The following is a 6588-nucleotide window of genomic DNA, read 5'->3' as shown; positions in this document are numbered from 1 at the left end:
ACACTAACGTATCTTTTGGTTTTTTTTCAAAGAGTTTCCGTCTCTTTTCGTCCGAAAGTACTTTCACTCTCGAAATCTTTACGGGTTCCTTCTTTATCGTCTCGTTGTTTAATTTTCAAGGTCCCATGCGGTTTTTCGGCCCTTTCAGACCCTTTTCCGCAACGCCCTTTCCGTAAGGCGCTTCACTATAATACCAAAACCCACCCCTATTGTCAACCCTTTTTTTCATTTTTTTGGGGTTTTCCCCTTTTCTTCGACATTGCTGTCAATGCCGGGCGAACGGCAGGGTGATTTCCCCGGCAGGGATAATCATTCGAATCGTGGGAAAAATCTGTGGTAAGAGGTGGTGTTTCCTTGAATGATAAACTGAAATATGTCTGGAAAGTATTCATCATCGTTTTGGTGAATATTTTAATGATTGCGGTGGTGACCCATGTCGACGGCTCGATCCAGACCCTTTCCAAGGTCGGGTCCAGCGGAAACGAGGTCAAGCAGATTCAGACCAGACTGAAAAACTGGGGCTATTACAACGGCAAGGTCGACGGCGTTTACGGAACCCAGACGAAAAACGCGGTTCTGTATTTTCAGCGCAAAAACGGACTGACCGCGGACGGAGTGGCGGGGCCCGCGACGCTCAGCGCGATCGGACTCCCCGCCGGAAGCGCGGGCGGGTCCGGCGGCGCGGGCGGTTACAGCAGCAACGACGTCAATCTGCTCGCGAGGGTCATTTCCGCCGAATCGCGCGGCGAGCCTTATGAAGGCCAGGTCGCGGTCGGGGCGGTCATCTTGAATCGGATTCAGCATCCCTCCTTCCCGAATACGCTGGCGGGAGTCATTTATCAGCCGGGGGCTTTCTCCTGCCTGAACGACGGCGGCATCAACGCGGCGGTCGCCGCTTCCGCCTACAAGGCGGCGCGCGACGCCATCAACGGCTGGGATCCCTGCGGCGGCGCGATCTATTACTACAATCCCGCAAAAGCAACCAGCAAATGGATTTTATCGCGGCCCGTCATTGTCGTTATCGGGGAGCACCGGTTTTGCAGCTAAGATCCGTTCCTTCCTATTTATAGAATATTTTTCTGTTTGAAACCGGCGCAGAGGTTTTCCCTCCGTGCCGGTTTCGTCATACCTGTTCAAAACGGGACCATGCCGAAAGCTGCCATATACACAAAGTATATTATATCATCGTTTATACATAATCATCTGAAATTCAACGGTTCTTTTTCTTTGTAGTCATGAAGCCACCTTGACTAGCAAATTACGGCATGCGAGAGGGTCCTTTGTAATACATAAAGTATTTATATGTTAAATAATACTGTTTTTATTGGATTTCGCCGTTTCTTATTCTTCGAGTAGCTTATGACCGTACCGTTCCAGAATCTCCGTCACAGCCGCCGGGTCCAATTCGCGGATGGAGCGCAGCGGCGGAGGGTTCAACTCGTGGCCGCCGATGCTTTTTTCAAACAGTTGAACATCACGCCATTTCCCCTGTTTGTATCCCGTATTGTGATAAACCCCCAGCTTGTGAAAGCCCAGAGATTCATGCAGCTTTTCGCTGTTCCGATTCGGCGCCGTAACAATTCCGTACACGTTCTGAACCCCCTGCAGCTGCAATAGTTTCAGGAGCGCTCCGTACAGCGTTTTCCCGATTCCTTTTTGAAGGCCGGAGCGTTCCACATAAACAGAAAGCTCCGCGTTCCAGCGGTAGGCTGCACGCGCCTGATACCGGTGCGCGTATGCGTACCCCCGGATTCTCCCTTCCGACTCATAAACCAGATAGGGATACGCGGACGACACGGACAGAATCCTGTCCCGAAAATCCTCCGGCGAGGGAACTTCCTCTTCAAACGTAATCGATGTTTCCAGAATATACGGCTTGTAAATTTCAAGGATCGCTTCGGCATCCGATCCTGTCGCAAACCTGATTTGACTCATGACATCCCAACTCCCGATTCATATGTTTGAAAGGCCGTCCTTTTGCGGCCTCGCGGCTGCGGCGCTGTTGACGATATAAATCCCCAGGCTGACCAGCGCCAGTGCCGCAACAGCTTTCAATCCAAACGCCTGCTGCCGTTCGTTGAGAATCAGCGCCGACAGAATCACGCCGAACACGGGGTTCATGAATCCGAACACCGTCACGCGGGAAACCGGGTTGTATTTGAGCAGAATGCTCCAGAGCGAATAAGCGGCCGCCGACAAAAACGCGAGATAAAAGAGTAACGACGCGCCGGGGAAATTCCAGGTGGTGATTCTTCCCCCAAACGCAAAGCCGAGCGCCGCCAGAACCGCGCCGCCGAACAGAAACTGGTACCCGCTGAGCATCACGGGGTCGTCCTGTTGGGAAAGGTGCTTCATCAGCACGGCAGAGAACGCCGTCGATACCGTTGAAATCAGGATCATGCCCTCCCCGAGAAAGCTGAACTGCGAATCAAGGCCCGCGCCGCTCAGGTTGACCAGCACAACGCCCGAAAATCCGATGACGCTGCCCAGCACCTTTCGCCCCGTCAGCGTTTCCTGTTTGAAAATCAGGCAGGCGATCAAAAGGGATAAAAAGACATTGGTTCCCACCAAAATTGAAGACTTCACGCCGCTTGTGTGCGCAAGGCCGATATAAAATGGAATATACTGAAGAATTGTCTGAAAAAGGCCCAGCATGCTGATCCGCTTCCAAGAGCCTTTTTGTGGCAGCAGTAGTTTGCGGCCTAGCATGCTTCCAAACAGCACCGTCAAAACGCCCGCAAAAAAGAATCGGCTGCCTGCAAACAGGATCTGAGTCTGAAATTCTCCTTGCGGTATTTGAAAAAGGGCATATCCGGTTTTGATACTCGGAAACGCGCTGCCCCACAGCGCACAGCAGAGCATGGCGAGCAGCCACACGACGGCAGGTTTCGTGAAAAACTTGTCTTCTTGCAGGTTCATGAGTGAATTCCTTTCAAATGTGCTTCCATAATATAAGATTGCTTATTCTACCATGCCCCTGCCGCCGGAATCAAGCTTTCGCTTCATTTCAAAATACTTTTAACCGAAACGAACCGTAACCCCATTTTTCAGGGCTGCACAGGCTGTTCCAGAAACACCCGGATGGTTTGGCTTACAAAAAGTTTGCTTTCGTTCATCCACGGGTCATGACCGGAATGTTCAAACCACACAATCTCTTTGCGGGGTGCATTCAGTAAATGATAGTATTCCTGCGTCAGTGATACGGGGGCATTGATATCATGTCTTCCAATGAAGAAATAAATCGGAACTTTTAACTTGATGTAATCTTTTCGCAAATCAACGCCATAAAGCTGCGGATATACATGATTGAAGGTGTTGACAATGCCTCTAAGATAATTGACGGAATCCATTATGCCATATTCCGATGCAAACATATCTCTAATTGTGTGATAACCGCCATCGGTAATATTTGGATTCTCCGCCATTTCATCAGATATGCAGTTTAGATAAACGGCAGATTTCCAAGTGACATCCTGCCCGTAATACGGGGGCGGGCCATTCGAAATCAGTTTTTTCACAGTCTTTTCATCATGGTTTGCCTTTGCAAGCTCCATTCCCTTTTTGTAGTCCGCTGTTTCGGTTTCCTGAAAGTCCACCATCTGCCCGGTACCAATCAATGCGCTGTATTTTTCGGGTGCTGCGTCAACAAGGAAAACGCCAAGCGCACTGCCCCAGGATTCGCCGATCAGATATATTTTTTCCGTGCTGAAACGTTTCCGTAAGTAATCGGTAAGAGCGAGTCCGTCCTTCAAATAGGTATCGACCGTAATTTTATCATTTGCTACCGCATGATAGGACTTGCCGCTTCCCGGCTGATCCCAGTTGACAACAACGAATCGGTCTTCGAGCCCGGCAAGTTCACTGCGGACTGCCGCCATCTGCGTTCCTCCCGGTCCGCCTGCCAAAAACAAGAGGACAGGATTTTTGCGATTTTTCCCCCGAATACTAATCCATTCCTCCCGCCCGTTTAGTTCAACCTTTTCTAACTCCGCTATACTGCCGTTCAAGACTCTGCCCTGCTGATCCGTTATTTCAGGCGTCCGTGCCGTAAATTGACTTACTGTGGTAAGCAAGGCTGTGGATACAGCAACCCCTGCGAGCAGTAAGGTGCTTTTCTTCAGACGTACAGCTGCTGTATTCTGTAATTTTTTATGGAGCCGGCAAATTCCAATCTGCGCTGCGGAAACAAGACATACTGCCAAACTTACAACTGCAAAAAGAAGCAGAACGAATAGAGGTATCGCCACAATGATCCCTTCTAACAAAATTCAGTTATTCGACCAGTGGTCGAATAACTGAATTGTACTATTTTTTCGACCGCTGGTCAAGAACGTTTTTTTGCGGTATACTATGAAACAGAAGGTGATAAGATGGATAAAAGGAACCTCATATTAGACGCCATGCTGCACTTGCTGGAAAATGAACAAGGTGCTTCCTGCTCTGTAAGTGATATCGCCCAAACCGCAGGAATCGGCAAAGGAAGTATCTATTATTACTTTAAATCCAAAGAGGAAATTTTTGATGCGCTGGTTGAACGTGAATACAATCAAATTATTTTGAAATGCGAAGAGTTGATTGACCAAAGCCACGCGGACGCACTTCAAAAATTCAAATTACTGTTTCAAAGCTACTGCAGTTCTGTCAGTTTCCCTGCTATGGATGCTTATCTGCATCGGCCGCAGAATTCCGCCATTCATCAAAAATCACTTGCCAAAATACTGTCTTCTCTTTCCCCCCTTGTTGCTGCTCTGATTCGGCAGGGAGTCGAAGAAAAAATCTTTCAGTGTGCCGCCCCACAGGAAACGGCTGAAATTTTCGTTTCCGTCTTCTGCTTTTTATATGACCCCGGTATTTTTGCATGGACTCCGCAGCAACTAAAAGATAAGGCGGTTGCGCTGGCATCCTTATTTGAAAAAGGGTTATCCTCGAAAGAGGGAAGTTTTCAATTTCTCTTCCAATTATAATCAATACACAAAAAACACCCTTTTCAGGGTGCTTTCAGCCTGTCGAAAAAGGTCCAGCGAAAGCTGGGCTTTTTCGTTGTAAAATGGTAAAATGGAGGCAGGTGATGAAAGATGCTGGAACGGGAAAAACTGCGCAGAGACGCAGTGGAATTTGTGAACACGGATGAGATGATGCCGCAGGATCATCTGCTTCGGAAAATTGATGCAGCGGTAGACTTCGATCATCTATACGATTTCGTGGGAAGTCTGTATTGTGAGGACAACGGTCGACCGAGCGTAGATCCGGTCGTTCTGTTTAAGATTGTGCTCATCCAACATCTGTACGGAATCCCTTCCCTGCGCCGGACGATGCAGGAAATCAACCTGAATATCGCGTACCGCTGGTTTTTGGGCTATACGCTAAATGAAGAGCTGCCGCATTTCTCCACGGTAAGCTACAATTTCAAACACCGTTTCACGGAAGAGACCGTGGAACAGGTATTCTCGTGGATTCTGGAAGAAGCAAACGGTGCCGGATACTTGGAACCGGAAGCGGTGTTTGTGGACGGGACTCATATCAAGGCAAACGCCAATATTAACAAGAAAATCAGAACGGCGGTTCCCCAGGCGGCGAAGCGCTATGCCTCAGAATTGATGGAAGAAATCAATTCCGACCGGGAAGCGCACGGGAAAAAGCCGTTTGAGAACGGCGATGATTCGCCGAAACCGAAGAAAAAACGTGACAATACTTCCAAGAAAAAGCTGGCACGGCGAAAAAAAGAAGCAAAGAAGCGACAAATCACCGTGTCCAAAACAGACCCGGAAAGCGGTCTGTTTCAAAAGGGTGAACACAAAAAGTGCTTTGCCTATGAGGCGCATACGGCCTGTGACAAACACAATTTCATTCTGGATGTTGAGGTCACTCCGGGGAATGTTCATGACAGCGTGGCCTTCGATGAAGTCTACGATCATGTGACGGAGAAATTTCCGGAAATTGAAACCGTGGTGGCGGATGCCGCCTACAAAACACCGCATATCTGCAAACGGGTGTTTGATGACGGGCGAGTACTTTCCACAGCATATAAGCGGCCAATGACCAAAGCGGGAAATCTGGAATGGTGGAAGTATGTATACGACGAATATTATGACTGTGTGATCTGTCCGGAATACCAGGTTCTGCACTATGCAACAACCAACCGTGAGGGATACCGGGAATACAAAAGCCGGAGCTATATCTGTGAAAAATGTCCGTCCCGTTCTCAATGTACCGACAGCAAGAACTGCACGAAAACAGTAACCCGTCATGTGTGGCAGAATTATGTGGAGCTCGCGGAGGATATCCGGCATACACCGAAATACAAAGAGCTTTACCGAAAGCGAAAAGAAACCATTGAGCGCGTCTTCGCCGATGCAAAAGTAAAATACGGGATGCGTTATACCCTCTATCGGGGCTTAACTCAAGTGACGAATTGGGTTAAGCTTAAGTTTGCTGCCATGAATCTCAAAAAGCTGGCAATGTGGAAGTGGCGGGATCGTCATTCTTCCGGCTTTATGTTGATTTTTCATTTTCTATTTTCTCTTCACGCAAATTGTAAAAAGAGCCCATCCTTCGCTTAACGCGTCAGGTGGGTTCTTCGACAATCTG

Annotated in this window: 6 protein-coding genes; 3 read left to right on the top strand and 3 right to left on the bottom strand. The window is 48.6% G+C overall.

Translation table 11 applies throughout. The features are described from left to right. Positions 1 to 354: 354 nt before the first annotated feature. Complete coding sequence (gene sleB, locus ACLQ3M_RS02740; protein ID WP_411676180.1) at positions 355 to 1047, top strand: spore cortex-lytic enzyme; 693 nt, start codon at positions 355 to 357, stop codon at positions 1045 to 1047. Positions 1048 to 1341: 294 nt separating this feature from the next. Here sleB and ACLQ3M_RS02735 read toward each other — a convergent pair whose 3' ends face one another. The 3 genes from ACLQ3M_RS02735 to ACLQ3M_RS02725 all read right to left on the bottom strand — a co-directional run bounded on the left by ACLQ3M_RS02735 (position 1342) and on the right by ACLQ3M_RS02725 (position 4247). Continuing rightward, entirely contained in the window at positions 1342 to 1935 is a 594-nt protein-coding gene (locus tag ACLQ3M_RS02735) for an N-acetyltransferase family protein (protein ID WP_411676179.1), read from the bottom strand. A gap of 18 nt (positions 1936 to 1953) precedes the next feature. After that, the gene (locus ACLQ3M_RS02730; RefSeq protein WP_411676178.1) at positions 1954 to 2919 is read right to left on the bottom strand and encodes a DMT family transporter; all 966 of its coding nucleotides are present in this window, start codon (positions 2917 to 2919) and stop codon (positions 1954 to 1956) included. Between the two features lie 128 nt (positions 2920 to 3047). Further along, the gene (locus ACLQ3M_RS02725) at positions 3048 to 4247 is read right to left on the bottom strand and encodes an alpha/beta fold hydrolase (protein ID WP_411676177.1); all 1200 of its coding nucleotides are present in this window, start codon (positions 4245 to 4247) and stop codon (positions 3048 to 3050) included. 123 nt (positions 4248 to 4370) lie between these two features. Between ACLQ3M_RS02725 and ACLQ3M_RS02720 the strand changes: the two genes are divergently transcribed. Then, positions 4371 to 4964, top strand: coding sequence for a TetR/AcrR family transcriptional regulator (locus ACLQ3M_RS02720; protein WP_411676176.1), 594 nt, complete (start codon positions 4371 to 4373; stop codon positions 4962 to 4964). A 111-nt stretch (positions 4965 to 5075) separates the two neighbouring features. Further along, a complete protein-coding gene (locus ACLQ3M_RS02715; protein WP_411676175.1) occupies positions 5076 to 6560 on the top strand; it encodes an IS1182 family transposase in 1485 nt (494 codons plus the stop codon). The last annotated feature ends 28 nt before the right edge of the window (positions 6561 to 6588 follow it).

The sequence above is a fragment of the Caproicibacter sp. genome (assembly GCF_046707225.1).
GTDB lineage: Bacteria > Bacillota > Clostridia > Oscillospirales > Acutalibacteraceae > Caproicibacter.
The sequence above is the reverse complement of the archived record's forward strand: the minus strand, read 5'-3'. Positions and strand labels throughout refer to the sequence as shown.

Coding starts and splice junctions, on each gene's coding strand:
- ACLQ3M_RS02720 (WP_411676176.1), top strand. CDS start 4,371: ATGGATAAAAGGAACCTCATATTAGACGCCATGCTGCACTTGCTGGAA.
- ACLQ3M_RS02735 (WP_411676179.1), bottom strand. CDS start 1,935: ATGAGTCAAATCAGGTTTGCGACAGGATCGGATGCCGAAGCGATCCTT.
- ACLQ3M_RS02715 (WP_411676175.1), top strand. CDS start 5,076: ATGCTGGAACGGGAAAAACTGCGCAGAGACGCAGTGGAATTTGTGAAC.
- ACLQ3M_RS02730 (WP_411676178.1), bottom strand. CDS start 2,919: ATGAACCTGCAAGAAGACAAGTTTTTCACGAAACCTGCCGTCGTGTGG.